At 33.2% G+C, this 24,282-nt stretch carries 26 protein-coding genes; 16 read left to right on the top strand and 10 right to left on the bottom strand.

Going from position 1 to position 24,282, the window contains the following annotated elements; genetic code table 11:
* Positions 1-37: 37 nt before the first annotated feature.
* Both ACJJVP_RS15515 and ACJJVP_RS15510 read right to left on the bottom strand, forming a co-directional pair.
* A complete protein-coding gene (locus tag ACJJVP_RS15515) occupies positions 38-415 on the bottom strand; it encodes a hypothetical protein (protein ID WP_405414989.1) in 378 nt (125 codons plus the stop codon).
* A 72-nt stretch (positions 416-487) separates the two neighbouring features.
* Positions 488-844, bottom strand: coding sequence for a helix-turn-helix transcriptional regulator (locus tag ACJJVP_RS15510; RefSeq protein WP_405414988.1), 357 nt, complete (start codon positions 842-844; stop codon positions 488-490).
* Between the two features lie 258 nt (positions 845-1,102).
* On the opposite strand from ACJJVP_RS15510, the gene ACJJVP_RS15505 reads away from it, so the two are divergent.
* The 3 genes from ACJJVP_RS15505 to ACJJVP_RS15495 all read left to right on the top strand — a co-directional run bounded on the left by ACJJVP_RS15505 (position 1,103) and on the right by ACJJVP_RS15495 (position 3,408).
* Positions 1,103-2,206, top strand: coding sequence for a M14 metallopeptidase family protein (locus ACJJVP_RS15505; protein WP_405414986.1), 1,104 nt, complete (start codon positions 1,103-1,105; stop codon positions 2,204-2,206).
* Positions 2,207-2,322: 116 nt separating this feature from the next.
* A complete protein-coding gene (locus tag ACJJVP_RS15500) occupies positions 2,323-2,802 on the top strand; it encodes an Lrp/AsnC family transcriptional regulator (RefSeq protein WP_027066901.1) in 480 nt (159 codons plus the stop codon).
* A gap of 84 nt (positions 2,803-2,886) precedes the next feature.
* Entirely contained in the window at positions 2,887-3,408 is a 522-nt protein-coding gene (locus ACJJVP_RS15495; RefSeq protein ID WP_405414985.1) for a DinB family protein, read from the top strand.
* On the opposite strand, the gene ACJJVP_RS15490 is transcribed toward ACJJVP_RS15495, so the two are convergent.
* Together ACJJVP_RS15490 and aroB are read right to left on the bottom strand one after the other, a co-directional pair.
* The gene (locus ACJJVP_RS15490) at positions 3,405-3,734 is read right to left on the bottom strand and encodes a hypothetical protein (protein WP_405414983.1); all 330 of its coding nucleotides are present in this window, start codon (positions 3,732-3,734) and stop codon (positions 3,405-3,407) included. The genes ACJJVP_RS15495 and ACJJVP_RS15490 overlap by 4 nt on opposite strands.
* Before the next feature lie 108 nt (positions 3,735-3,842).
* Positions 3,843-4,904 (bottom strand): 3-dehydroquinate synthase, encoded by a 1,062-nt coding sequence (gene aroB, locus ACJJVP_RS15485; RefSeq protein WP_405414981.1) that lies wholly within the window; start codon positions 4,902-4,904, stop codon positions 3,843-3,845.
* A 110-nt stretch (positions 4,905-5,014) separates the two neighbouring features.
* Here aroB and ACJJVP_RS15480 point away from each other — a divergent pair, with 110 nt between their 5' ends.
* On the top strand, positions 5,015-6,181 hold the full coding sequence (locus ACJJVP_RS15480; RefSeq protein ID WP_405414980.1) for a proline dehydrogenase family protein: 1,167 nt from the start codon (positions 5,015-5,017) through the stop codon (positions 6,179-6,181).
* A 7-nt stretch (positions 6,182-6,188) separates the two neighbouring features.
* Here ACJJVP_RS15480 and ACJJVP_RS15475 read toward each other — a convergent pair whose 3' ends face one another.
* The 6 genes from ACJJVP_RS15475 to ACJJVP_RS15450 all read right to left on the bottom strand — a co-directional run bounded on the left by ACJJVP_RS15475 (position 6,189) and on the right by ACJJVP_RS15450 (position 11,004).
* Positions 6,189-6,578 (bottom strand): DUF4258 domain-containing protein, encoded by a 390-nt coding sequence (locus ACJJVP_RS15475; protein WP_405414978.1) that lies wholly within the window; start codon positions 6,576-6,578, stop codon positions 6,189-6,191.
* A 70-nt stretch (positions 6,579-6,648) separates the two neighbouring features.
* Positions 6,649-7,848: an alanine dehydrogenase gene (locus ACJJVP_RS15470; protein WP_405414976.1), complete on the bottom strand. Its 1,200-nt coding sequence runs from the start codon at positions 7,846-7,848 to the stop codon at positions 6,649-6,651.
* Between the two features lie 95 nt (positions 7,849-7,943).
* Positions 7,944-8,579 carry a hypothetical protein gene (locus ACJJVP_RS15465; RefSeq protein WP_405414974.1) on the bottom strand — a complete coding sequence of 212 codons (636 nt, stop codon included), beginning with the start codon at positions 8,577-8,579 and terminating at the stop codon, positions 7,944-7,946.
* Between the two features lie 101 nt (positions 8,580-8,680).
* Positions 8,681-8,812: a hypothetical protein gene (locus ACJJVP_RS15460; protein WP_405414973.1), complete on the bottom strand. Its 132-nt coding sequence runs from the start codon at positions 8,810-8,812 to the stop codon at positions 8,681-8,683.
* 227 nt (positions 8,813-9,039) lie between these two features.
* Complete coding sequence (gene tsaE, locus ACJJVP_RS15455; protein ID WP_405414972.1) at positions 9,040-9,450, bottom strand: tRNA (adenosine(37)-N6)-threonylcarbamoyltransferase complex ATPase subunit type 1 TsaE; 411 nt, start codon at positions 9,448-9,450, stop codon at positions 9,040-9,042.
* Between the two features lie 9 nt (positions 9,451-9,459).
* A complete protein-coding gene (locus tag ACJJVP_RS15450) occupies positions 9,460-11,004 on the bottom strand; it encodes a PglZ domain-containing protein (protein WP_405414970.1) in 1,545 nt (514 codons plus the stop codon).
* Positions 11,005-11,090: 86 nt separating this feature from the next.
* Between ACJJVP_RS15450 and ACJJVP_RS15445 the strand changes: the two genes are divergently transcribed.
* From ACJJVP_RS15445 to hisD, 12 genes are all read left to right on the top strand, one after another.
* Positions 11,091-12,320: an HD domain-containing protein gene (locus ACJJVP_RS15445; protein ID WP_405414969.1), complete on the top strand. Its 1,230-nt coding sequence runs from the start codon at positions 11,091-11,093 to the stop codon at positions 12,318-12,320.
* 23 nt (positions 12,321-12,343) lie between these two features.
* On the top strand, positions 12,344-13,360 hold the full coding sequence (lpxD, locus tag ACJJVP_RS15440; protein ID WP_405414966.1) for a UDP-3-O-(3-hydroxymyristoyl)glucosamine N-acyltransferase: 1,017 nt from the start codon (positions 12,344-12,346) through the stop codon (positions 13,358-13,360).
* Positions 13,360-14,763, top strand: coding sequence for a bifunctional UDP-3-O-[3-hydroxymyristoyl] N-acetylglucosamine deacetylase/3-hydroxyacyl-ACP dehydratase (locus ACJJVP_RS15435; RefSeq protein ID WP_405414964.1), 1,404 nt, complete (start codon positions 13,360-13,362; stop codon positions 14,761-14,763). Before lpxD ends, ACJJVP_RS15435 begins: the two co-directional genes overlap by 1 nt.
* Before the next feature lies 1 nt (position 14,764).
* On the top strand, positions 14,765-15,550 hold the full coding sequence (gene lpxA / locus ACJJVP_RS15430) for an acyl-ACP--UDP-N-acetylglucosamine O-acyltransferase (protein ID WP_405414963.1): 786 nt from the start codon (positions 14,765-14,767) through the stop codon (positions 15,548-15,550).
* A 44-nt stretch (positions 15,551-15,594) separates the two neighbouring features.
* Positions 15,595-16,161, top strand: a complete 567-nt coding sequence (efp, locus tag ACJJVP_RS15425) for an elongation factor P (protein ID WP_405414960.1) — start codon at positions 15,595-15,597, stop codon at positions 16,159-16,161.
* Between the two features lie 42 nt (positions 16,162-16,203).
* A complete protein-coding gene (locus ACJJVP_RS15420; RefSeq protein WP_036154205.1) occupies positions 16,204-17,139 on the top strand; it encodes a UDP-3-O-(3-hydroxymyristoyl)glucosamine N-acyltransferase in 936 nt (311 codons plus the stop codon).
* A gap of 72 nt (positions 17,140-17,211) precedes the next feature.
* Complete coding sequence (gene sucD, locus ACJJVP_RS15415; protein ID WP_036154207.1) at positions 17,212-18,084, top strand: succinate--CoA ligase subunit alpha; 873 nt, start codon at positions 17,212-17,214, stop codon at positions 18,082-18,084.
* Between the two features lie 106 nt (positions 18,085-18,190).
* Positions 18,191-18,940 carry a 3-oxoacyl-[acyl-carrier-protein] reductase gene (gene fabG, locus ACJJVP_RS15410; protein ID WP_405414957.1) on the top strand — a complete coding sequence of 250 codons (750 nt, stop codon included), beginning with the start codon at positions 18,191-18,193 and terminating at the stop codon, positions 18,938-18,940.
* Positions 18,941-19,007: 67 nt separating this feature from the next.
* The gene (locus tag ACJJVP_RS15405; RefSeq protein ID WP_405414956.1) at positions 19,008-21,035 is read left to right on the top strand and encodes a VWA domain-containing protein; all 2,028 of its coding nucleotides are present in this window, start codon (positions 19,008-19,010) and stop codon (positions 21,033-21,035) included.
* 10 nt (positions 21,036-21,045) lie between these two features.
* The gene (locus tag ACJJVP_RS15400; RefSeq protein WP_405414953.1) at positions 21,046-21,861 is read left to right on the top strand and encodes a prohibitin family protein; all 816 of its coding nucleotides are present in this window, start codon (positions 21,046-21,048) and stop codon (positions 21,859-21,861) included.
* Positions 21,862-22,099: 238 nt separating this feature from the next.
* Positions 22,100-22,957, top strand: coding sequence for an ATP phosphoribosyltransferase (gene hisG / locus ACJJVP_RS15395; RefSeq protein WP_405414950.1), 858 nt, complete (start codon positions 22,100-22,102; stop codon positions 22,955-22,957).
* A gap of 24 nt (positions 22,958-22,981) precedes the next feature.
* Positions 22,982-24,265, top strand: coding sequence for a histidinol dehydrogenase (hisD, locus tag ACJJVP_RS15390; RefSeq protein ID WP_405414947.1), 1,284 nt, complete (start codon positions 22,982-22,984; stop codon positions 24,263-24,265).
* Positions 24,266-24,282: the final 17 nt, after the last annotated feature.

Below are 24,282 nucleotides of genomic sequence, written 5' to 3'. Positions count from 1 at the left end.
GTTAGTTAGTTAGTTAGTTAGTTAGTTAGTTAGTTAGTTAGTTAGTTTTTATTGCTGTACCTGTTTTTACAATTAATTTTTTATTTGGATCTTTCACCGCGCTTTTATATTGAAAAGTGTAGGAGGAGTCGGTTGTGCTAATAATTTTGTAATGAATAGCTGTTTTGCTATGAATGTCTTGTAAAACAAATTCACAGTCATTAAACCAGCGCACTGTGGCACTGTCTATTTTATTTTCATAATAGTCAATACTATAGTCTTTGGTTCTTATAAATCTTCCCTCTTTTATGGCTTCGCCAACCTCGTAGGTGAATTTAAAGGATCCGGTTTTATATTTTTCGCAATCACGTTCTGGCTCATAGCATGAGCCAAGAATTAAGCATAAAACAATGGTGGCAATTATATTTTTCCTCATGCTGCAAAATAATGAAAATAGGGTTGATGTTGTTGTTAAATGAAAAGAATAGTTCGTTGTTTAAGATTGATATCAGAGCTCTGTGTATGATTTGAAAGTACCATCGGTGTAAAACATGATTATTCGTTCTATGTTTTTCTTTTTTTCTTTTTTTGCGGTCTGAGCTTTTGTGGCTTTATTTGAAGGGGTGTTGCTTATTTCTGTTTTTGGAAAAGTCCCCTTTCCATATAATAACCACTCTAAATCTACTTCAAGAAATGCTTCGTCTACTTTCATAATAAACTCCAAGCTGGGTTTATTTCTTCCGTTTAGAAGATGCGAAATACTAGAACGTTGCACATGTATTAAGTCTGCAAATGCAGCTGATGATAGTTCGTTATGTGCTAAAATTGTCTTTAATCTTGAAAGAAAAGAAGTGGTGTCCAGCATGTTTACAAAGGTAATGTATTCTATATTTTAAAAATGAAATATTATTATTTTTGGTTATAAAATCGCAAATTTTTATAAAGTATAAGTTTCTATAAGTTAATTTAAATACCTGAACAACAATTTTTTAATGGTTTTTATAAGTATTTTGCTAAAATTTGAAAGGCTAATGATTAGACTTGTTAATACAAGTGGTTTTTGCATGTTTACATTTGTAAACTTTGGCTGTAGTATTTTTGTGCTGCATTTAAGTATATTAAAATGAAAGATTTGGATTATAATAAAATAGCGGTCTCTGCTATTTCTGGTAGATATATAAATTATGATCATATTAATGATTTTATAAATACATTGCCTGCTTCTTTTAAAATTGATAGTGTAGGAGAATCGGTAAGAAAAGAATCTATAAAAAGTATCACTTTTGGTAGTGGTCCAAATAAGATTTTAATGTGGTCTCAGATGCATGGTAACGAATCTACAACCACAAAGGCAGTGGTAGATTTATTAAGTTACCTAAATCAAGATATGGAAGAAATTTCGATAATTGCAAAAACTTGTACATTAAAAATTATACCAATTTTAAATCCTGATGGTGCTCGAGATTATACTAGAATAAATGCCAATAAAATTGATCTTAATAGAGATGCTCAAAACTTGTCGCAACCAGAAAGTCGTGTTTTGAAAAAAGTATACAAAAACTTTGTTCCTAACTACTGTTTTAATTTACATGATCAACGAACTATATTTAATGTAGGAAAAACGAACAAACCAGCTACGGTTTCATTTTTAGCTCCTTCATTTGATCAACAACGTAATAACTCTCCATCCAGAAAATTAAGCATGCAACTCATAGCTGCAATGAATGAAAAGTTACAATATGAAATTCCTGGTCAAGTAGGTAGGTACGATGATGGTTTCAATGCTAATTGTGTTGGCGATGCTTTTCAAATGAATAAAACACCAACAATACTTTTTGAGGCAGGACATTATAAAGGTGATTATAATAGAGATAGAACTCGAATGTTTATTTATAAAGCCTTAATAAAAGCTCTTCATGTAATAGCACATAATAATATTTCTGATTTTACCATAGATCAGTATTTAGCTATTCCAGAGAATAGCAAACAGTTTGTTGATGTTTTAATTATTAATTCTGATTATGATAAAAATCATATTACAAAGACTGCAATAGTACCAATACAGTACAAAGAAACCTTAAGTGATGGTAAAGTAGTGTTTTTACCTATGTTACACCGTTTTGAAAAGGAACCTTTAGAGATTTTTGGACATAAGACATTGAACTGCAATGATGAAAATGACTTTTTATGGCTCAGAGAAAATGATTTATTACATCTACTTTCGTGATTTTTATTGTTTTATTTCTTTGAAAAAGTAATATTGTTTACGTTTTCATTAAAAAAAATGAAGTTTCAATGAATTTAATGTGATTATTTTTTATTTTTGGCAAAAATTTTACAACTATGGGCAAAGTCAAATTAGACGAAATAGACCACCAAATTCTGGATATGTTGATTGACAACACCAGAACTCCTTTTACTGATATTGCAAAAAAGCTTCTAATATCTGCTGGTACAGTACATGTAAGGGTTAAAAAAATGGAGGAAGCAGGAATCATAAAAGGTTCTTCACTTACTTTAGATTATGTAAAGCTTGGTTATGCTTTTATCGCATACGTTGGTATTTTCCTTGAAAAAACGCACCAAACTAAATTTGTACTTGAGCGTTTGAATCAAATACCAAACGTTACCATTGCGCATATTACAACAGGTAAATTTAATATCTTTTGTAAGATTAGGGCTAAGGATACGACCCATGCTAAGAATATCATTTTCAAAATAGATGATATTGACGGTATTAGTAGAACAGAAACGATGATTTCATTAGAGGAAAGCTTTAATGACAAGAAGCGTTTAATGCATACAATTTTTAATGAATTATAAGAACAGGTTATTCAACTAACTTAAAAGAAGTCCAGTTATCTTATATAATTGGGCTTTTTTGATTTTAATATTTATATTTTCGATATGAGGGTTAAAGATTTGCGAGAAGACGAGCTACAATTTTTTTACGGTACTTATTTAAGAACTCTCGATAAACAAGAAGATTTGAAGTCTGCTTTGTTAAAAGGAAGAAAAAGTATTGAAGATTTGGTTTATGGTTTAAGTGATGAGCAATTAAAATATAGATATGGGGACGATAAATGGACAGTAGCTGAAGTTTTGGTTCATTTAATTGATACGGAACGCGTATTTCAATACCGGGCATTTAGAATTTCTAGAAACGACAAAACACCGTTGCCAGGTTTTGACCATAATACATTCGCTGTTGAAAGTAATGCTAATCAAAGAACTAAAGAAGATATACTAGAGGAATATCTTTTTGTTCGTAATGCCTCGATTAATTTGTTTGACACAATTTTAAGTGATCATTTAAAAAGAATTGGTACCGCTAGTGGTATACCTTGGTCCGTAGCTGCTTTAGGGTTAGTGATAAGTGGTCACCAAAAACATCATGAAAATATTTTACAAGAGCGTTATTTTAATTAATCTAACTCTTCTTCAGTCTCTGTTTCGAAATTTAAGTATAGTGCTTTAGTCATATCATCTGATTGCATGACCTCTTCAGGAGTCTTAGATTCTAACTCTTTTTCGATGTTCTCTTCAAAATTTGCGATGAAGTTAGATAGGCTTTTGCTTATTTTAACTAAGTATAGCGTATCATCTGTTCTTAATTCTACAGCTTCGACATAATCACCCTTAATATTTTTAAAACTAATGATGTCCTCATCACCATATCCATAAGGATATGTTTCTATTAGAAGTGCAGCTAAATTGTGATCTAATTTACGGTAATCAATAAGTCGTCTGGTCATAACTAATTTATTTATAGAAGGTTGTATTTATCTATATCTAAACTAGTAATAATATCCGTTTGTCAATTTTTAGAGTTGTGAAAGTGCAGTTTTAGGTATGTGAACTTTTTAAACTTTGTAGTAAGCGAATGCTTCATTAAATAATTCTATCGGAATTTCTATATCAAATTCAGGTTCTCCAATAGATTTAAGAAGTACAAAATTGACTTTTCCATGAGAATTTTTCTTATCGTATTTCATTAATTTAAGAATGCTTTCAATATCGGTATTTGAAAACTCTACTTTATCATACCTATTTAAAAATGTAGACTTTATATCGTTTAAAGAATCATCTGATAATCCTAATAGTTTATTAGATAAGTAACCCTCTATAATCATACCAATAGCTATTGCCTCACCATGTAGTAACATATCTTTAAATTCACTCTCTAAGAAATAAGACTCTATTGCGTGGCCTAGTGTGTGACCGTAGTTTAAAATCTTACGTATATTTTGCTCTGTTGGGTCTAGAAGTACAACTTTATTTTTAATTTGGATAGAAGTGAGTATGTGATTTTTCATATCTTCTAAACTTTCGGCACATTTCAATTCGTCCCAATACGTTTTGCTTTGTACAAGCCCGTGTTTTAACATTTCTGCAAAACCACTTATGACCTGTCTTTTTTCTAATGTATCTAGAAAATCAGGAACTACAAGCACCATAACTGGTTGATTTATAACACCTATTTGATTCTTTAAAGCACCTAAATCTACACCTGTTTTACCGCCAACAGAGGCATCTACCATAGATAATAGAGTAGTGGGTACGTTAATAAAGCCTATGCCTCTTTTAAAGGTTGAAGCAATAAAGCCACCCATATCCGTTAATACTCCGCCGCCTAAGTTGATCATAACGCTTTTTCGGTCAGCTCCTAATTCTGATAAGGCTTCCCATACGCCAACACATGTTTCAATGTTTTTATTGATCTCGCCCGATTCTATTTCAATAATTTCAAATTGATAATCCCCATTGATCTCTGCCATAAAGTTTGGTAAACAAAGCTCGTGGGTGTTCTCATCAACCAGAATAAAAACTATAGAATATTTTTTATCGGCTAAATGAGCATTTAAAGCTTTAAAAGCTTCCTCATTAAAATGTACTGCGTAAGAATCTGAAATTATAGAATCCATTTAAAATATGGCTTTTTGTGTTTGCAATTCTACTGCAAAATAAAGGTTATTTTTAGTCTTAGGATTATAAATTCTGTGATTATATTTGATCGTTATAGAAATTATAAGGAATGGACCAAATATTTGAAAATACTGCAACAGCTTTTGCATTAAAGTCAGATTCAGAATTAGAAAGAGCTTATTTTCTTTTTAAGATGATTTCAAATGAACCTTTGGTCAAAATGGGATCTGTAATTACCAACTTTGCATTTAAGGCTCATTTGCCGGTAGAAGGATTGATAAGAGCTACTGTGTTTGATCATTTTTGTGGCGGTGTGACTGAGCGTGACTGTCTACCTGTTGTTGATCGAATGTGGGAGAAAGGAGTTTGTTCTGTTTTAGATTACTCTGTAGAGGGTAAAGAAGAGGAGGATCCTTTTGATACGGCTACAGAAATGATTCTAACAATTTTGGATTTTGTTAAAGAAAAAGCGGCTATACCATATGCAGTTTTTAAACCAACTGGTTTTGGCAGGTTTGCTTTATATCAAAAAATAGGGGAGAATATAGAGCTTACAAAAGAGGAAGAAGCGGAATGGCAACGTGTTGTAAATAGATTTGATAAGGTTTGTAAGAAAGCTCATGACCTTGAGGTTTCACTACTAATTGACGGAGAAGAAAGCTGGATGCAAGATGCTGCGGACAACTTAGTGGAAGATATGATGCGTAAGTATAACAAAAAGAAAAGAATCGTTTTTAATACGTTACAAACATATAGGTGGGATCGTTTGCCGTATTTAAAATTACTTCACGAACGAGCTGTTAAAGATGGTTTTTTTGTAGGTATGAAAGTTGTTCGTGGTGCCTATATGGAGAAAGAAAACGAACGTGCTAAAGAAAAGGGCTATGATTCGCCGATCTGTAAAACAAAACGTGATACCGATGATAACTTTAATGCTACTATTGAATATATGATAAATAATTTAGACACCTTATCGATATTCTCTGGCACGCATAATGAAGATAGCTGTTACCGTTTAATTCAATTGATGGAAGATAACGGGGTTGAAAGGAATAACACTCATATTTGGTTTGGTCAGCTATATGGTATGAGCGATCATATCTCTTATAACTTAGCGGCTAACGGGTATAATGTTGCTAAATATTTGCCATTTGGACCAGTACGAGATGTTATGCCGTATTTAATACGAAGAGCAGACGAAAACACTTCGGTTGCCGGGCAAACAAGTAGAGAACTGTCTCTATTAAAAAAAGAAAGAAAACGTAGAAAAATGTAGCTGAAGTTTATTGTTGTTCTACCTTTTCAATAGTGGCTTTTTCCCTGCAGTTTTTAACTGTAAATATATAATCCTGTTCTTTGTATTCAGACTCTATAATGTAGGTTTTACAAGGGACAGATTTAGTATCACTTTTGCTAAAATCAACGTCACCTTCAGTTAAAATATATTTAATACCTATCGAATCTAATTCAAACTCTTTAAGTTTTTGATTTGCTTCATCGCTATAATACATTGATTTAGAACGTATATCTTTTAACGTTCTACAGTCTGGCAAATAACAAAAATACACACCGGTTTCCTGAGATTTCTTTTTCAGGAAAAAAGTCAAAAATACGATGCCTATAGATAATCCTATCAAGAAAAAACCTAACCTTTTTAAAAAATCAATGTTCATATTTTAACAATTATAAGATTGCAAAATTATGCCTTTTAAAATGGTTTGTAAAAGGAATGTTATGTGTATTCTAAAAAATGAGGAAATTAATATCGCTATATTGTAAATCAAACCACTCGCCAACAGATTTATTGGTTAAAATGCCGTGGTACATATACAGTCCGTTACGTAAACCTTTATCAAAGCGAAGCGAATTTTCTAATCCGCCATCTTCTCCTATTTTTAATAAATATGGCGTAAAAATATTGCTAATGCTAACCGAAGCTGTTTTTGGATATCTAGAAGGAATGTTTGGAACACCGTAATGTATAACGTCGAACTTCTTTCGTGTAGGCTTATTATGATTAGTAATTTCACTAGTTTCAAAACATCCGCCTGTATCAATACTAACATCAATTATAACGGCACCTTTTTTCATATGCTCTACCATGGTACTGCTTACCACTACAGGTGACCTATCTTTTCCCCTGGTCGCTCCAATGGCAACATCGCAACGTTTTAGTGCTTTTAAAAGATTTTTAGGTTGTATAGTAGAGGTGTAAACCGTCTGTTTTAAATTAGTTTGTATATTTCTAAGTTTGGTTATCGAATTATCAAAAACTTTGACATTTGCTCCAATACCTATTGCTGAACGTGCTGCAAATTCACCTACCGTACCTGCGCCAATGATGACAACTTCTACAGGTGGTACTCCGCTGATGTTACCGAACATCAAGCCATTACCATTGTTGTTAGCTGCCATTAATTCTGCTGCGATAAGAACAGATGAAATACCTGCTATTTCACTAAGAGAGCGAACTGCAGGGTATTTACCTTCTTCATCACGTATATATTCAAAAGCAATGGCGGTAATACGTTTTTTAGCGAGTTCTTCAAAGTATTCTTTGTATTGCGTTTTTATCTGCAGTGCAGAGATGATTGTTGTCTGCGGGTTAATAAATGCAATTTCTGTTAGGGTAGGAGGTTCAACTTTTAAAATTAATGGACAGGCGAAAACTTTTTTAGTATCCCTTGTTATTTCACCCCCAGCTTTAATATAATCTGTATCAGAATAATGAGCACCTTCCCCAGCGCCAGACTCAATCAATATTCTATGTCCATTAGCGGTAATTGCATTTACGGCATCTGGAGTAAGGCAGATTCTTTTTTCTTGGTATTGGTTTTCTTTTGGAATACCTATAAATAATTCTCCTTTTTGACGCAAAACCTCTAGGGTTTCTTCTTGTGGAATTAATTGTTGTTTACTAAAAGGGGAAGTGGGTTGGTTCATAACTAAATTGTGAGTTCTTCAAATACTTACCTTGAAACTCAAATGTACAATTTTTAAAGAAATGAATAATTTGTGTATCCCTTTAAGTTGAAAGCTTAAGTTTTAATATGTAACCAGTTCTGTATTCGGTCTTGAAAATTCTTTAATAAGTTCTCTAAGCTTCCCGTAGAAAGTTTAGAATTTATATTTTCTGATAAGGACTGGGGCTTTTCCAATTCATTATCAATTATATTTTCCTTGGCATATCCCTTGGTTTTTAGTTCTTCAAGTTCAGCTTCCATCGCCTCTAAATCGATGCCATGTACATGCTTGTCATAAAGTTTTATTCTTATGAAATAAACGAAAGGTATAGTTATCATACAAATTGGTATCAACCACCATATGTTATCAGTGTCAATATAAACATCATCTTCGTAGAATACTTCGAATAATTGGAAAGCATACATTGCGACAGGAATTATAATGATATGATACCACCAATCTCGTGAAGTTAGAAACCATAAAACTAAAAGGTAAAGAGGCACTATTTTAGAAGTTAAAAACCAAAGAAAAGTTTGTGCGCTAGGAAAGCCATGGTTTCCTATGGTTATACCGAATATTGTCGTATCTCCATTGGTGTCATATGGTAAATAATCATATGCTTTATATAGAAAAGGAGAAATAGCAATCAGAAAAACCAGCACGGTTTCTAAAATTATCTTTTTCTTGGCTTTTTTCTTATTTGTTAACATATAAACAGCTTTACTATATGCTAACGATGTAATTTGTAAAATAGTATCAAAAAAAAAAGAGCAAATAAATTGCTCTTTAATTTGAAATCTGTGTGATAAAATTAAATTCTTTTAGTAAGCTCTCTTTTGTCCACATTAGTGTCTTGATTATCAATATCAATAATCGGTGCAGTCATTGCAAGTAAAAATACTCCTAAAGCGATTGTTGCTAAGAATGTTCTTTTGTTTTTCATTTTCAAGGGATTTTTGGTTAAACATTAGTTTGTTCTCCTACAAACGTAAGAAATATTGCACGGTTACAATGTTTTTAAACGTTAAAAATGAGTGTTTTATCGGATTTATTATACATTTTATCGAAATATAGGTTTTTGGCCTAAAAAATACAATAAATACTTACAATTAAAGTTCGTAGATTTTAAAAATTACATGTTCTAATTGTTATATTAACTATTCCTATTGATTATGAAAGAGTTAATCGTCTAGTAGTTATATCTATAATTTCAATGTTTATTTTTTGAGCATCAACAGGTAATAAACTTGAAATTTTCTCTGGCCACTCCATAAATAGCCATCTGCCAGATAATAAATAATCGTCTAGTCCCATATCCATAGCTTCTTCTTCATTTTCTAAGCGATAAAAATCGAAATGATACCCCAAGAGCTCACCAGATTTCATTGCATATTCATTAACTAAACCGAATGTAGGGCTACTAACATTGTCAATACTTCCTAATTCTTTGACTAGGGTTTTAATTAAGGTTGTTTTACCGGCGCCCATTGGTGCATAAAAAGCGATTGTTTTACTTTTTGTATGCTTAATTATGCTTTGGGCTATTTTTTTTAATTCACCTTCATTATAAATGAATTCCATATTAAAACACTATTTAGGTTCTAAAACTACAAAAGGTATAATCATTTCTTCTAATGAAACGCCACCATGCTGATATGTATTTCTATAATAACTAACATAATGGTTGTAATTATTAGGATAGGCAAAGAAAAAATCATTTTTTGCAAATATAAATGAACTACTCATATTTATACTTGGTAAATGAATCGCTTTCGGATCTTTAGCAGCTAAAACTTCACCTTTTTCATAGGTGAGACTTCTACCGGTTTTATATCTTAAATTTAAGCTTGTGTCTCTATCGCCAACTACCTTTGAGGGTGTTTTTACATTTATAGTACCGTGGTCAGTAGTAATGATTAATTTCATGCCTAAAGTTTGTGCTTGTTGAATAATCTCTAACATCGGCGAGTTTTTAAACCAGCTTGTGGTCAAAGACCGATAAGATTTATCATTAGAAGCCAATTCTTTAATGACTTCCATCTCTGTTTTAGAATGCGATAGCATATCAACGAAATTGTATACGATTACAGTTAGGTCATTGTCTTTTTGCCCTTTAAAATTTTGACTTAAATGCTTGCCCTGTTTAAGGCTACTAATTTTATGATATTCCCATTTTAAATCAAGACCGAGTCTTTTTAGATTTTCTCCAAGGAACTTGTCTTCAAAGAGGTTTTTGCCACCTTCGTCAGTATCGTTCTTCCACCATTCTGGATATTTTTTTTCCATGTCCAATGGAGTAAGTCCCGAGAAAATAGCATTACGGGCATATTGTGTTGCTGTTGGTAGTATGCTGTAATATGAATTTTCTTTTTTCTTTTTATAAAATGAATTTACAGTGTCTTCAAAGGCATACCATTGATCGAATCTTAAATTGTCAACTACAATCAATAATGTCTTTTGATCTTTAATTTCTGGAGCAATCCATTCTTTAAAAAGAGTATGAGACATTACAGGAGCGTCTACATTCGTAAACCAATCTTCATAGTTACGATCAACAAATTTTCCAAATTGTTGATTTGCTTCTGTTTTCTGAGACTCTAAAATTTCAAACATTCCGCTGTCTTCAATTTCTTCTAATTGCAATTCCCAGTAAATTAATTTTTTATAGAGATCGGCCCACTCTTGATAAGTGCTGACCATTGATAAATCCATTGCAATTTTTCTGAATTCCTGCTGGTAATTGCTCGTGGTTTTTTCAGAAACAAGTCTTGAGTGGTCTAAATTCTTTTTTAATGAAAGTAATATCTGATTAGGGTTTACTGGTTTAATAAGGTAATCGGCGATTTTAGAGCCAATTGCTTCTTCCATAATAAACTCTTCTTCACTTTTGGTTATCATGACCACAGGTAAAGAATTATCTATAACTTTAATTTCAGAAAGTGTTTCAAGACCAGATATACCGGGCATGTTTTCATCTAAAAAAACGATATCTACTCTGGTATCTGCTAATTCTTCTAAAGCTTCTTGTCCACTCTGACAAGTGATTACACTATAGTTTTTTGATTCCAAAAAGATGATATGAGGTTTGAGTAAATCAATTTCATCATCTACCCACAATATTTTTATTTTGTTCATTGAATTATTATTTGACGATAATCAAATTCTATGCTAATGCTTTTGTATAACTTTGAAACGTTAATTTTAGAAAAGACAACGTTATCTTGAAGACATCTAACAAATTGAAAATCTTTAATGATCCAATTTACGGATTTATTAGAATTCCCAATACCCTTATTTTTGATCTAATTGCAGATCCTTATTTTCAAAGGCTACGAAGAATATCTCAAATGGGATTATCTTATTTAGTATATCCAGGTGCGCACCATACTAGATTTCATCATGCATTAGGGTGTATGTATTTAATGCAAAAATCTATACAAGTACTTCGTTTTAAAGGGGTTGAAATATCTCCAACTGAAGAAGACGGACTTTTAGGTGCGATTCTTTTGCATGATATTGGTCATGGACCTTTTTCTCATGCTATGGAGCATAGTATCGTTGAAGGTGTAAGTCATGAATTTATTTCTTTAAAATTTATGCAAGAACTGAATGTTCGATTTAACGGAAGTTTAACGGAGGCCATTTCTATATTTACGGGTAACCATGCTAAAAAATTCTTAAATCAATTAGTCTCCAGTCAATTAGATATGGATAGATTAGATTACTTAAAGAGAGATAGCTTTTATACCGGTGTCGCAGAAGGTAACACTAATGCAGAACGTTTAATTACCATGCTCAATGTTGTAGATGGCAATTTGGTCATTGAGGAAAAAGGAATCTACTCCGTAGAAAAGTTTTTAATGGCGCGGCGTTTCATGTACTGGCAAGTTTATTTACATAAAACCGCTGTTGTTGCAGAACGGTTACTTATTAGTATTTTAAAAAGGGCACGATTTTTAATTGAAAAGGGTGTTATATTAAACTGCAGTAGTGCATTGCATTATTTTTTAACCCATCATATTGATATAAATAATTTTGATAATTATACTTTAGAGAAATTTGCAATGCTTGACGATGTAGATATACTTGCGGCATTAAAGGAATGGCAATTTTCAGAAGATTTTGTTTTATCTTCTTTATGTGAAATGATCATTAATAGAAAGCTTCTTCATATTAAGGTTAAGAAAGAACCTATAACCGATAGTAAATTTTTAATGCAGTTAAATAAAGTTAAAAATCGGTATAATCTTACAGATGAAGATACATCTTATTTTGTTTTTAAAGGTGAGCTTAAAAACAAGGCATATGATAGGCAACATCAGACTATCAACATTTTAAGGAAAAACGGAAAGATTACCGATGTAGCTAAATTATCTGACCACCTTAATTTAAATGCACTTTCAAAAACAGTTACCAAATATTATATGTGTTATCCTAAAGAAGGGGTTTAACAATTTTTCTTACTTTTACGCTCATGAAATTTACAGCAGGTCAAATTGCAGGTATCTTAGAAGGAGAAGTTCATGGAAATCCAGAAATAGCCGTACATAAACTTGCTAAAATAGAGGAAGGCGAAGAAGGTTCCCTTACTTTTTTAGCCAATCCTAAGTATACCTCGTTTATATATAAAACAAAAGCATCGATAACTATAGTTAATAAAAGTTTCGTTCCAGAACAAGACTTGGACACTACTTTAATTAAGGTTGATGATGCTTATAAATCTTTTTCTAAATTACTAGAATATTACAATCAGGTAAAAAATAATAAGGTAGGTATTGAAGAACCTATTTTTAAATCAGAAACCGCTATCTATGGTGCCGACGTCTATATAGGTGCGTTTGCTTATTTAGGTAACAATGTAACTATAGGTGATAATGTAAAAATATACCCTAATGTCTATATTGGTGATAACGTTAAAATTGGAGACAATGTTGTCATTTTTGCAGGTGCTAAAATATATTCTGAAACCATAATAGGCGATAACTGTGTAATAAACAGCAGTGCCGTACTTGGAGCAGACGGATTTGGTTTTGCGCCAAATGAAGATGGAGAATTTGTTAAAGTACCACAGACAGGAAATGTTATTTTGGAAGATAATGTGGATATTGGTGCAGGAACCTCAATTGATAGGGCCACTTTAGGTTCGACTATTTTAAGAAAAGGGGTGAAGCTTGATAACCAAATACAGATTGCACACAATGTAGAAATTGGTGAGCATACAGTTATAGCTGCCCAAACAGGAATTGCTGGTTCTACCAAAATAGGTAAACATTGTATGATTGGTGGTCAAGTAGGTATTGTAGGTCATATAGTAATTGGTGATTTTGTAAAAATTCAGGCACAATCTGGAATAGGTAGAAATGTAAAAGACCATGAGGTTTTACAGGGTTCACCTGCATTAAATTATGGGGATTATAATAAATCATATGTTCATTTTAAGAACTTATCAAGAATAATTAGTAGAATCGACACTTTAGAAAAGAAGGACTGATGATTAGTACAACAAATAAGAAGCAAAAGACAATTAGTAAAGAGGTAAGCCTAACTGGTGTTGGCTTACATACGGGTAGTAATGTTACTATTAAATTTTTACCAGCAGGCGAGAACCATGGCTACGCTTTCAAAAGGGTTGATTTGGAAGGAGAACCTATGATACCTGCAGATGCCAATCTTGTAATAAATACACAGAGAGGAACCAATTTGGAGAAAAATGGTGTAAAAATTCAAACCTCTGAACACGTATTGGCTGCCTTGGTAGGATTAGAGATTGATAATGTTCTAATAGAATTAAATGCGGCTGAACCACCAATTATGGATGGTTCATCTAAATTTTTTGTTGAAGTATTGGAAAATGCTGGTATCGTTGAGCAAGAGGCCTTTCGAGAAGAATATATTGTAAAAGAGGTGATTTCATTTAAAGATGATAAAACTGGAAGTGAAATAACTATTATTCCTTCCGATGAATATCAAATAATGACCATGGTAGATTTTGGAACCAAGGTCTTAGGAACTCAAAACGCCACTTTAGAAACATTATCTGATTTTAAACCTGAAATTTCTAAAGCACGTACTTTTAGTTTTCTTCATGAATTAGAAATGCTTTTAGAAAATGGACTTATAAAAGGTGGCGATTTAAATAATGCCATTGTCTATGTTGATAAAGAGATTTCTGATGCGACTATGCGTAAATTAGAAAAAGCTTTTGATAAAAAGAAGCTCTCGGTAAAGGCAAATGGTATATTGGATAATCTTACTTTACATCAACCAAATGAAGCAGCAAGACACAAACTTTTAGATGTTATTGGAGATTTAGCTTTGATTGGTACTAGAATTCGCGGTAAGGTTATTGCAAATAAACCAGGACACTATGTAAATAGTCAATTTGCCAAAAAACTTGCGCAAATTATTAAATTGGAAAAAAGAAATAAAGTTCCAAAATACGATTTAAGTCTACCTCCTTTAATGGATATCCATAAGATTATGGATATGCTACCCCATAGACCTCCATTTTTGTTGATTGACCGTATCATCGAACTATCAGACGAACATGTGGTAGGCATGAAGAATGTGACCATGAACGAACCTTTTTTTACAGGTCACTTTCCAGGTGCGCCTGTGATGCCTGGTGTACTTCAAGTAGAAGCAATGGCGCAAACAGGTGGTATTTTGGTATTGAGTACTGTGCCGGATCCAGAAAATTATCTGACTTTGTTTATGAAAATAGATAAAGTTAAATTTAAAAGACAAGTTTTGCCAGGTGATACATTAATATTTCACTGTAGTTTAATTACGCCGATAAGAAGAGGTATTTGCCATATGCAGGCATATGCTTATGCAAATGATAAATTGGTTAGTGAAGCAGAATTAATGGCGCAAATAGTTAAAAGATCTTAGAATGAATCAACCTTTAGCCTACATTCATCCAGGCGCAAAAATATCTAAAAATGTGGTAGTTGAACCATTTACGACCATTCATAACAATGTAACAATTGGTGATGGTACTTGGATTGGTTCAAATGTGACTATAATGGAAGGAGCTCGAATTGGTAAAAATTGTAATATTTTTCCAGGAGCTGTAATATCTGCATCTCCCCAAGATTTGAAATATGACGGGGAAGACACCACTGTTGTAATTGGAGATAATACGACAATAAGAGAATGTGCAACTATACATAAGGGTACTTCTGATCGTATGAAAACGGTTATTGGCAAAAATTGTCTAATAATGGCATATTGCCATGTAGCTCACGACTGTTTCGTTGGTGATAATTGTATTTTTTCTAATAATTCTACACTAGCGGGACATGTTACCATAGGTGATAATGTAATATTAGCAGGGTTAGTTGCGGTACACCAATTTGTATCTGTTGGTCAACATGCATTTGTAACAGGAGGATCTTTAGTAAGAAAAGATGTACCTCCTTTTGTTAAAGCAGCTAGAGAACCATTGTCTTACGTTGGTATTAATTCTGTCGGATTAAGAAGAAGAGGGTTTGTTTCCGATAAGATTAGAGAAATACAGAATATCTATAGAATTCTTTATCAGAAGAATTATAACAACACGCAAGCAGTTCAAATTATAGAAGCTGAAATGGAGGCAACTCCAGAACGCGATGAAATATTACAATTTATTCGCGATTCTCAACGTGGTATCATGAAAGGATATTTCAGCAATAATTAAACTATTTTTAAAACTTAAGTTAACTATATTAATACTCATTACGAATGGCATCCACATCAGATATACGAAAAGGATTATGTATTAGATATAACAATGATATCTACAAAATAATTGAATTTTTACACGTAAAACCGGGTAAAGGTCCTGCCTTTGTTCGTACAAAATTAAAAAGTGTTACCTCTGGTAAAGTATTGGATAATACTTTTTCTGCAGGTCATAAAATTGAAGATGTTCGTGTAGAAACACGTTCTTATCAATACCTATATCCTGAAGGAGAAACATATCACTTCATGAATACGGACGATTATAATCAAATTACATTGCAAGAGAGCTCTCTTGATGCACCGGGACTTTTAAAAGAAGGTGAAGTGGTTAAGATTATGTTCAATACAGAAGATAGTATGCCTTTATCAGTTGATATGCCCGCTAGTGTAATTCTAGAAATTACATATACTGAACCTGGTGTAAAAGGGAATACGGCAACAAATGCTACAAAACCTGCAACGGTAGAAACAGGAGCAGAGGTAAATGTTCCTTTATTTATAAACGAAGGTGATAAGGTTAAAATAGATACTGCTACCGGTTCTTATATGGAACGTGTTAAGGAGTAGGGCTATTTTTTATAATTCACTAATTAGACATAAGACAGTCAATTGAAATTCCCGACTACTTTTTCGTTAAAACAAATCGCAGATATTATATCTAGCGATTATGTTGGACATGATGATTTTCCTGTATTGGGAATGAACGAGATTCATGTTGTAGAATCTGGAGATATCGTATTTGTAGATCATCCTAAGTATTATGATAAGGCATTAGAGTCTAAGGCAACGGTTATCTTAATCAATAAAAATGTAGAATGCCCTAAGGGTAAAGCTTTATTAATTTCTGATGATCCGTTTAGGGATTTTAATAAATTGACGACTTTCTTTCAGCCTTTTGTACCTAGCAGTCAAACAATTGCTGCAACTGCAAAAATTGGTAAAGACACAGTGATTCAACCAAATGCATTTATTGGGAATAATGTTGAAATAGGTGATAATTGCCTAATTCATTCTAATGTAACTATTTATGATAATTGTATTGTTGGTAATAATGTGACCATACATGCTGGTAGTGTTTTAGGTGCCGATGCATTTTATTATAAAAAGCGACCAGAGGGATTCGATAAATTAATTTCTGGAGGAAGGGTTGTCTTAAAAGACAATGTTGATATAGGTGCCCTTTGCACAATTGATAGAGGTGTTACAGGTGATACCACCATTGGCTTTGGAACAAAATTGGATAATCAAGTTCATGTTGGTCATGATACCGTTATAGGAGAAAAGTGTTTAATAGCCTCACAAACGGGTATTGCTGGTTGTGTTATTATTGAAGATGAAGTTACCTTATGGGGTCAAGTGGGTACCAATAGCGGAATAACTATTGGTGCTAAAGCTGTAATAATGGGGCAGACAGGAGTTACAAAATCCGTGAAGGGTGGCAAGAGTTATTTTGGTACTCCTATTGAAGAATCAAGAGAAAAATTGAAACAATTGGCTTATTTGAAGCAAATTCCACAAATAATTAAAAAAATGGATAATAAATAAGTCCGTTAATGCTTTAAAATTCATTAACAACTTATATTTTTGTTCTAACAAAAAAAATAAAACTACAGTAGTATGAGCGTATTAGTTAATAAAGATTCAAAAATAATCGTACAAGGTTTCACTGGTAGTGAAGGTACTTTCCATGCTGGACAGATGATTGAGTACGGTACTAATATCGTAGGTGGTGTTACTCCGGGTAAAGGAGGGCAAGAGCATTTAGGTAAACCAGTTTTTAATACGGTTGCTGAATCTGTTGAGAAAGTTGGTGCAGATACTACTATCATTTTTGTTCCGCCAGCATTTGCGGCAGACGCAATAATGGAGGCTGCCGAAGCTGGTATTAAAGTTATTATTACAATTACAGAAGGTATTCCTGTTGCTGATATGGTGAAGGTTGCCAACTATATTAAAAATAGAGATTGTCGTTTAATCGGTCCTAACTGTCCTGGTGTTATTACTCCGGGTGAAGCTAAAGTTGGTATTATGCCAGGTTTTGTTTTCAAAGAAGGTAATGTAGGTATCGTTTCTAAATCTGGTACATTGACTTACGAGGCTGCTGATCAAGTAGTACGTCAAGGTTTAGGTATTACAACTGCAATAGGTATTGGTGGTGATCCAATTATTGGAACAACTACCAAAGAAGCTGTTGAGCTTTTAATCAATGACCCTGCAACCGAATGTGTGGTTATGATCGGTGAAATTGGTGGTCAATTGGAAGCGGATGCTGCACAATGGTACAAAGCTAGCGGAAGCAAAAAACCAGTTGTTGGTTTTATTGCTGGTGAAACTGCTCCTGCAGGTAGAACAATGGGTCACGCAGGTGCTATTGTTGGTGGTAGCGATGATACCGCTCAAGCTAAGAAGCAAATTATGAGAGATTGTGGTATTCACGTAGTAGATTCTCCTGCTGAAATTGGTTTGAAAGTAAAAGAAGTAATGGGTTAATAACTCATATTTTTCATATAAAATCCCGTTTATAGCGGGATTTTTTTTAGCCTATAAATTAAACAAAAGGTATATTTGGTAAACTTCGGTTTTAAATAACGGACTTATGAAATTATTAGAAGATAAAAACGTCATCATAACAGGAGCAAGTAGAGGAATTGGTATGGGTATTGCCCAAGTATTTGCCGATCATGGTGCAAATGTTGCATTTACATATAGCTCAAGTGAAGCTCCGGCTTTAGAATTGGAAAAACAATTGATAGCAAAGGCGGTTAAAGCAAAGGCTTATAGAAGTAATGCTGCTAGTTTTCAAGAAGCTGAAGAATTAGTTGCTAAAGTTTTAGAAGATTTTGACGGAAGAATAGATGTATTAATCAATAATGCAGGTATTACAAAAGATAACCTTCTTATGCGTATGTCTGAAGCTGATTTTGATGCCGTAATCGATATTAATTTGAAGTCTGTTTTTAATATGACCAAGGCTGTACAAAGAACTTTGTTGAAACAACGTAAAGGCTCAATTATCAATATGAGTAGTGTTGTAGGTGTTAAAGGTAATGCGGGTCAGACAAATTATGCAGCTTCTAAGGCAGGTATGATCGGATTTACAAAATCTGTAGCTTTGGAATTAGGTTCTAGAAATATTAGATGTAACGCCATTGCTCCAGGTTTCATTGAAACTGAAATGACAGATAAGCTTGATGAAAAGACTGTTCAAGGATGGAGAGATGGTATTCCATTAAAAAGAGGTGGGACTACTGAAGATATCGCAAATGCGTGTCTTTATTTTGCATCAGATTTGTCTAGCTATGTTACTGGTCAAGTATTGAATGTTGATGGTGGTATGTTAACCTAAGTCAACATAGATTTTCTATGGAACAAGAGTATATTGTTCCTTTTTTAAGTTCAACTTTATAACATACATGGAGAGCATAACGGTATTGTATATTATTCTTGCTGCGATAGTAGCACTGGGTATCGTTGTTTTTCAGTACATATATAAGCAGAAGGCTAAAAGCAATATTTACTGGCTTTTAGCCTTTTTGCGTTTTGTTGGTGTTTTCGGATTACTGTTACTTCTTATAAATCCTAAGTTTTCGCAAAAATCATATACATTAGAAAAACCTAATTTGGTTATTCTAGCTGATAATTCCACTTCTATTTCTGAGAGCGAAAATGAATTACAACGTTTAATTTCTAAATTAAAAGATGCTAAAGAAGTTACGGACAGATTTAAAATTGCATCCTATAAATTTGGGTCCAAGTTAGATATTCTTGATAGTCTTTCTTTTACTGATAAGAATACTAATATTTCCAAATCCCTTTCGGCTTTAAAAGATATTTATGCTCGTGAGCAAACTGTAACCATATTACTATCAGACGGTAACCAAACCGTTGGTGAGGATTATAGTTATTTAAAAGCAGATCAAAATAATACTATTTATGCTATGGTCTTAGGGGATACCACCAAGTATAAAGATATTTCGGTCGGTCCAATTCTAACAAATAAATATGCATTTCTAAAAAACAAATTTCCTTTAGAATCATACATTTCATACCAAGGGAATACGCCAGTATCGGCAACTGTATCGGTAAAAATGAATGACAAAGTTGTGCATAAAGAAAACCTAAGATTAGACGCTCAGGCTAATTTTAAAACGATTAACATTGAAGTCGATGCTAACTCCGTTGGAATAAAAAATCTAATTGTTGAAGTAACTAAATTACCAGAAGAGCGAAATATTGAAAATAACCGTAGAAGTACAAGTATTGAGGTTATAGATGAAAAAACTAAGATTGCCTTAATATCCGATATTGTACATCCAGACTTGGGTGCGCTTAAAAAGGCAATTGAAAGTAATGAACAGCGAGAAGTAACTATTTTTAAATCAAGCACACCAAACAGTTCTTTAGAAGAAATTGACTTATTTATATTTTATCAGCCTACCATTAGGTTCAAAAATTCATTCACATTTGCTAAAAGTAAAAATGCCAACACATTTATTATTACTGGTACGCAAACAGATTATTCATTTTTGAACGACAGCAATGTTGGCTTTGAAATAGAAAATGGTTATCCTGAACAAGAAGTGTTCGGGTTGCTAAATAATGGTTTTACCAAATACGATATCTCTAAGTTTAACCTTACTGATTTTCCTCCGTTAGAAAGTGATGCCGGTCCTATTTTGATAACTACGCCCTATGAAACTTTGTTAGGTACTCAAATTAAAGGACTTGATGTGCAACAACCACTAATGGGCGTTATGGAGCAAAATGCTGGGAAACAGGCATTTTTTATAGGTGAGAACCTATGGAAATGGAGAATGCAAACATATAGGAATGCAAATGATTTTGTCTATTTCGATGAATTTATCGGGAACTTAATTCGCTACTTAACCAGTTCTAAAAATAAGACGAGATTGAATGTCGATTATGAAAAAGTATACGAGGGTAGTAGCAATACAGTAATTACTGCGACTTATTTTGATGAGGTATTTCTATTTGATCCAAACGCAAAAGTTACTATTAAAGTAACCAATACATCATCCAAAAACGTTCAAACGAACCCAATGGTTTTAAAGAACGGATATTTTGAAGCTGACCTTTCTAACTTAATTGCAGGTTCTTATGAATTTGTTGTTTCCGTAGAAAAAGAAGCGAAGTCAGTGTCGGGCAGATTTGTCATTTCTGAGTTTGAAATGGAAAATCAATTTGTATCTAGCGATAATGAAAAAATGGAAAAACTGGCAGTAAGTACAGGTGGTAAGTTGTTTTATCCTTCTCAGATAAATGGGCTACTACAAGACTTGAAAGAAAATGATGCGTACGTGCCAACAGAGAAAAGCACTGAAAATATCGTATCTTTGATTGATTTTAAACTGCTATTAGGGCTTATAGTTTTTGCCTTTGTAGCAGAATGGTTTATCAGAAAATATAACGGATTAATTTAAATAAACACTAATGGATAAGTTACCTAAGATTGCGTTGCCCGCAATATTTATTTTTATTGTAGTAGTAATTGCAATTTCAAAATCAACAGTTACAATAGACTCCGGTCAAGCAGGGGTCTTGTATAAAACTTTTGGTGATGGTGTGGTTACAGATGAGCCGCCAATGGGAGAAGGGTTTCATATAGTTGCTCCCTGGAACAAGGTTTTTATATATGAAGTAAGACAACAAGAAGTATTAGAAAAAATGAATGTTCTTTCTAGTAACGGACTGGATATTAAATTAGAAGCTTCAGCTTGGTTTGAACCAATTAGAAATGATTTAGGTAAACTACACCAAGAAAAGGGTGAAGATTATGTACAGCGTGTTTTATTGCCTACAATTAGATCGGCTGCGCGTTCCGTAGTTGGTCGTTATACGCCAGAGCAATTATATTCTAGTAAAAGAGATGCTATTCAGCAAGAAATATTTGATGAAACTCAGAAAATTGTTGAGCGTGAGTATATTCAATTGAATGAGATTTTGGTTAGAGATGTTACTTTACCGCCAACTATTAAGGATGCTATTGAAAGAAAATTGAAGCAAGAGCAAGAGTCTTTAGAATATGAGTTCCGTTTGGTTACCGCTAAGAAAGAAGCTGAAAAAGTAACTATTGAAGCCCAAGGTAAGGCAGATGCGAACAGAATTTTAAGTGCGTCGTTAACTGATAAAATTCTTCAAGATAAAGGTATTGATGCAACATTAAAATTGTCTGAATCCCCTAATTCTAAAGTGATTGTAGTAGGTGGTGGCGAATCTGGTCTTCCTTTAATTTTAGGGAATAACTAAAACACGGACTTAATTATTTTTGTTTCATTTTAAACTTTTGTTTTGTGAAATGAAAAATACCTTTTACTTTTACAGTATAATGAAAAATAGAACTACACATCATCATTTCCATATTTACGCTCAGGCGAGGTAGGAATGTATTGTAGTAGAACAACATATTTTAAAAACCCGTTTGAGCAATCAAACGGGTTTTGTATTTAAATCTCTTTTGGTTGCCGCCAAGCATTAAATAAAGAAAATGACTAAAATTAGAATTGCTATTCAGAAATCGGGAAGATTAAATGAGGAATCCCTTCAAATTTTAAAAGACTGCGGTATTTCCATAGATAACGGAAAGGATCAATTAAAAGCATCTTCTAGAAATTTCCCTATCGAAGTATTTTATTTAAGAAACGGAGATATACCTCAGTATCTGAGAGACGGAGTAGTAGATATTGCCATTATTGGAGAAAACGTCTTAATTGAAAAAGGTGAAGATATTTCTATTGCAGAAAGACTTGGATTTTCTAAATGTAAAGTGTCCTTGGCAGTGCCAAAATCAGTAAAGTATAATTCTGTTCAAGATTTTGAAGGAAAACGTATTGCAACTTCTTATCCGAATACAGTACTTAATTATTTGAAAGAGAAAGGGGTTACCGCAGATTTACATATTATTAACGGTTCTGTTGAGATTGCACCAAATATCGGACTTGCAGATGCTATTTGCGATATCGTTTCTAGTGGTAGCACCCTGTTTAAAAATAACTTGAAAGAGGTGGAAGTAATGCTTACTAGTGAAGCTGTTCTTGCGGTCTCTCCAAAAATTTCTTCTGAGCGAAAGGTATTGCTTGAAAAATTACAATTTAGAATTCAATCGGTATTACGTGCTAGAGGTTCTAAATATGTACTACTAAATGCACCTAACGATAAGTTAGATGAAATTATTAAACTATTACCGGGTATGCGTAGCCCTACAGTATTGCCATTGGCTGATGAAGGTTGGAGCTCAGTGCATACTGTAATCAATAAAGATAAATTCTGGGAAGTAATTGACGAGTTGAAGAAAGCAGGTGCAGAAGGTATTCTTGTTTGCCCAATTGAGAAAATGGTATTGTAATTAAGCTTTTAGCTAGTTAAAGAAATGAACAAAATATATAATCCAGAGAGAGCAGATTGGAAAGAAGTCTTAAGGAGACCTACCCAAACCGTTGCCGATATTGAAGGATTGGTGAATGGTATTTTCAAAGAGGTTGCCAGTAATGGTGATGATACATTAAAGAAATATACGGCACAATTTGATAAGGTAAACTTAGATAATCTATTGGTTTCAGATGATGAAGTTGAAGAAGCTAAAACTTTAGTTTCTGAGGATTTGAAAGCCGCTATTCAATTGGCGAAATCTAATATTGAAGTTTTTCATACCGCTCAAAAAACGGGTCGTATTGAAATTGAGACTGCACCGGGAGTTTCTTGTTGGCAAGAAAAAAGACCGATTCAAAAAGTGGGTCTGTATATACCTGGTGGAACCGCTCCTTTATTTTCAACTATCTTAATGTTGGCAGTTCCGGCTACAATTGCAGGTTGTAATGAGATAGTATTATGTTCTCCTCCAGATAAGGAAGGGAAATTGAATCCGGCTATTTTATATACGGCAGATTTATGCGGGGTAACAAAAATTGTAAAAGTGGGGGGAATTCAGGCAATTGCTGGAATGACTTTCGGTACGGACACTATACCACAGGTATATAAAATATTTGGACCAGGGAATCAATATGTAACCGTAGCAAAGCAAATTGCAACAAAACACGGTGTTGCTATAGATATGCCTGCAGGTCCGTCAGAACTTCTTGTCGTGGCAGATGATACTGCAAACGCTGCATTTGTTGCTTCTGACTTGTTGAGTCAGGCTGAACACGGTGTAGATAGCCAGGTTATTCTGGTATCTACCTCTAAAGAAATGATAGATGCTGTGGAGAAAGAAGTGGCTGTGCAATTAGAAGATTTACCACGTAAAGAAATAGCGAAACAAGCAATTGACAATAGTAAATTGATTTATGTTGATAATGATCAAGATGGTATTGATTTGATTAATGAATACGGACCGGAACACTACATTGTTTGCGTAGAAAATGAAGATTTTTATATTGACAATACTCAAAATGCAGGTTCAGTATTTATAGGTAATTATACACCGGAAAGTGCTGGAGATTATGCTTCAGGAACTAATCACACGTTACCAACTAACGGTTATGCCAAACAGTATAGCGGTGTTAACTTAGATAGTTTTATGAAAAGCATGACTTTTCAAAAAATTACAAAAGAAGGCATTCAAACTATTGGTAATGCTATAGAGCTGATGGCAGAAGCAGAAGGACTAGAAGCTCATAAAAATGCAGTTACTTTAAGATTAAATAGTTTAAAATAATGTCATTTCAGCTACGC

Source organism: Maribacter sp. Asnod1-A12, from assembly GCF_045063735.1.
GTDB lineage: Bacteria > Bacteroidota > Bacteroidia > Flavobacteriales > Flavobacteriaceae > Maribacter.
The sequence above is the reverse complement of the archived record's forward strand: the minus strand, read 5'-3'. Positions and strand labels throughout refer to the sequence as shown.

Bases quoted from the DNA above. Each gene is read 5' to 3' on its own strand.
- hisG (WP_405414950.1), top strand. From the start codon at position 22,100: ATGACTAAAATTAGAATTGCTATTCAGAAATCGGGAAGATTAAATGAG.
- ACJJVP_RS15475 (WP_405414978.1), bottom strand. From the start codon at position 6,578: ATGAACATTGATTTTTTAAAAAGGTTAGGTTTTTTCTTGATAGGATTA.
- ACJJVP_RS15465 (WP_405414974.1), bottom strand. From the start codon at position 8,579: ATGTTAACAAATAAGAAAAAAGCCAAGAAAAAGATAATTTTAGAAACC.
- ACJJVP_RS15470 (WP_405414976.1), bottom strand. From the start codon at position 7,848: ATGAACCAACCCACTTCCCCTTTTAGTAAACAACAATTAATTCCACAA.
- ACJJVP_RS15405 (WP_405414956.1), top strand. From the start codon at position 19,008: ATGGAGAGCATAACGGTATTGTATATTATTCTTGCTGCGATAGTAGCA.
- ACJJVP_RS15490 (WP_405414983.1), bottom strand. From the start codon at position 3,734: ATGACCAGACGACTTATTGATTACCGTAAATTAGATCACAATTTAGCT.
- ACJJVP_RS15500 (WP_027066901.1), top strand. From the start codon at position 2,323: ATGGGCAAAGTCAAATTAGACGAAATAGACCACCAAATTCTGGATATG.
- efp (WP_405414960.1), top strand. From the start codon at position 15,595: ATGGCATCCACATCAGATATACGAAAAGGATTATGTATTAGATATAAC.
- ACJJVP_RS15400 (WP_405414953.1), top strand. From the start codon at position 21,046: ATGGATAAGTTACCTAAGATTGCGTTGCCCGCAATATTTATTTTTATT.
- lpxD (WP_405414966.1), top strand. From the start codon at position 12,344: ATGAAATTTACAGCAGGTCAAATTGCAGGTATCTTAGAAGGAGAAGTT.
- ACJJVP_RS15460 (WP_405414973.1), bottom strand. From the start codon at position 8,812: ATGAAAAACAAAAGAACATTCTTAGCAACAATCGCTTTAGGAGTATTT.
- tsaE (WP_405414972.1), bottom strand. From the start codon at position 9,450: ATGGAATTCATTTATAATGAAGGTGAATTAAAAAAAATAGCCCAAAGC.
- fabG (WP_405414957.1), top strand. From the start codon at position 18,191: ATGAAATTATTAGAAGATAAAAACGTCATCATAACAGGAGCAAGTAGA.
- ACJJVP_RS15505 (WP_405414986.1), top strand. From the start codon at position 1,103: ATGAAAGATTTGGATTATAATAAAATAGCGGTCTCTGCTATTTCTGGT.
- aroB (WP_405414981.1), bottom strand. From the start codon at position 4,904: ATGGATTCTATAATTTCAGATTCTTACGCAGTACATTTTAATGAGGAA.
- ACJJVP_RS15495 (WP_405414985.1), top strand. From the start codon at position 2,887: ATGAGGGTTAAAGATTTGCGAGAAGACGAGCTACAATTTTTTTACGGT.
- ACJJVP_RS15510 (WP_405414988.1), bottom strand. From the start codon at position 844: ATGCTGGACACCACTTCTTTTCTTTCAAGATTAAAGACAATTTTAGCA.
- ACJJVP_RS15515 (WP_405414989.1), bottom strand. From the start codon at position 415: ATGAGGAAAAATATAATTGCCACCATTGTTTTATGCTTAATTCTTGGC.
- ACJJVP_RS15450 (WP_405414970.1), bottom strand. From the start codon at position 11,004: ATGAACAAAATAAAAATATTGTGGGTAGATGATGAAATTGATTTACTC.
- lpxA (WP_405414963.1), top strand. From the start codon at position 14,765: ATGAATCAACCTTTAGCCTACATTCATCCAGGCGCAAAAATATCTAAA.
- hisD (WP_405414947.1), top strand. From the start codon at position 22,982: ATGAACAAAATATATAATCCAGAGAGAGCAGATTGGAAAGAAGTCTTA.
- ACJJVP_RS15480 (WP_405414980.1), top strand. From the start codon at position 5,015: ATGGACCAAATATTTGAAAATACTGCAACAGCTTTTGCATTAAAGTCA.
- ACJJVP_RS15435 (WP_405414964.1), top strand. From the start codon at position 13,360: ATGATTAGTACAACAAATAAGAAGCAAAAGACAATTAGTAAAGAGGTA.
- sucD (WP_036154207.1), top strand. From the start codon at position 17,212: ATGAGCGTATTAGTTAATAAAGATTCAAAAATAATCGTACAAGGTTTC.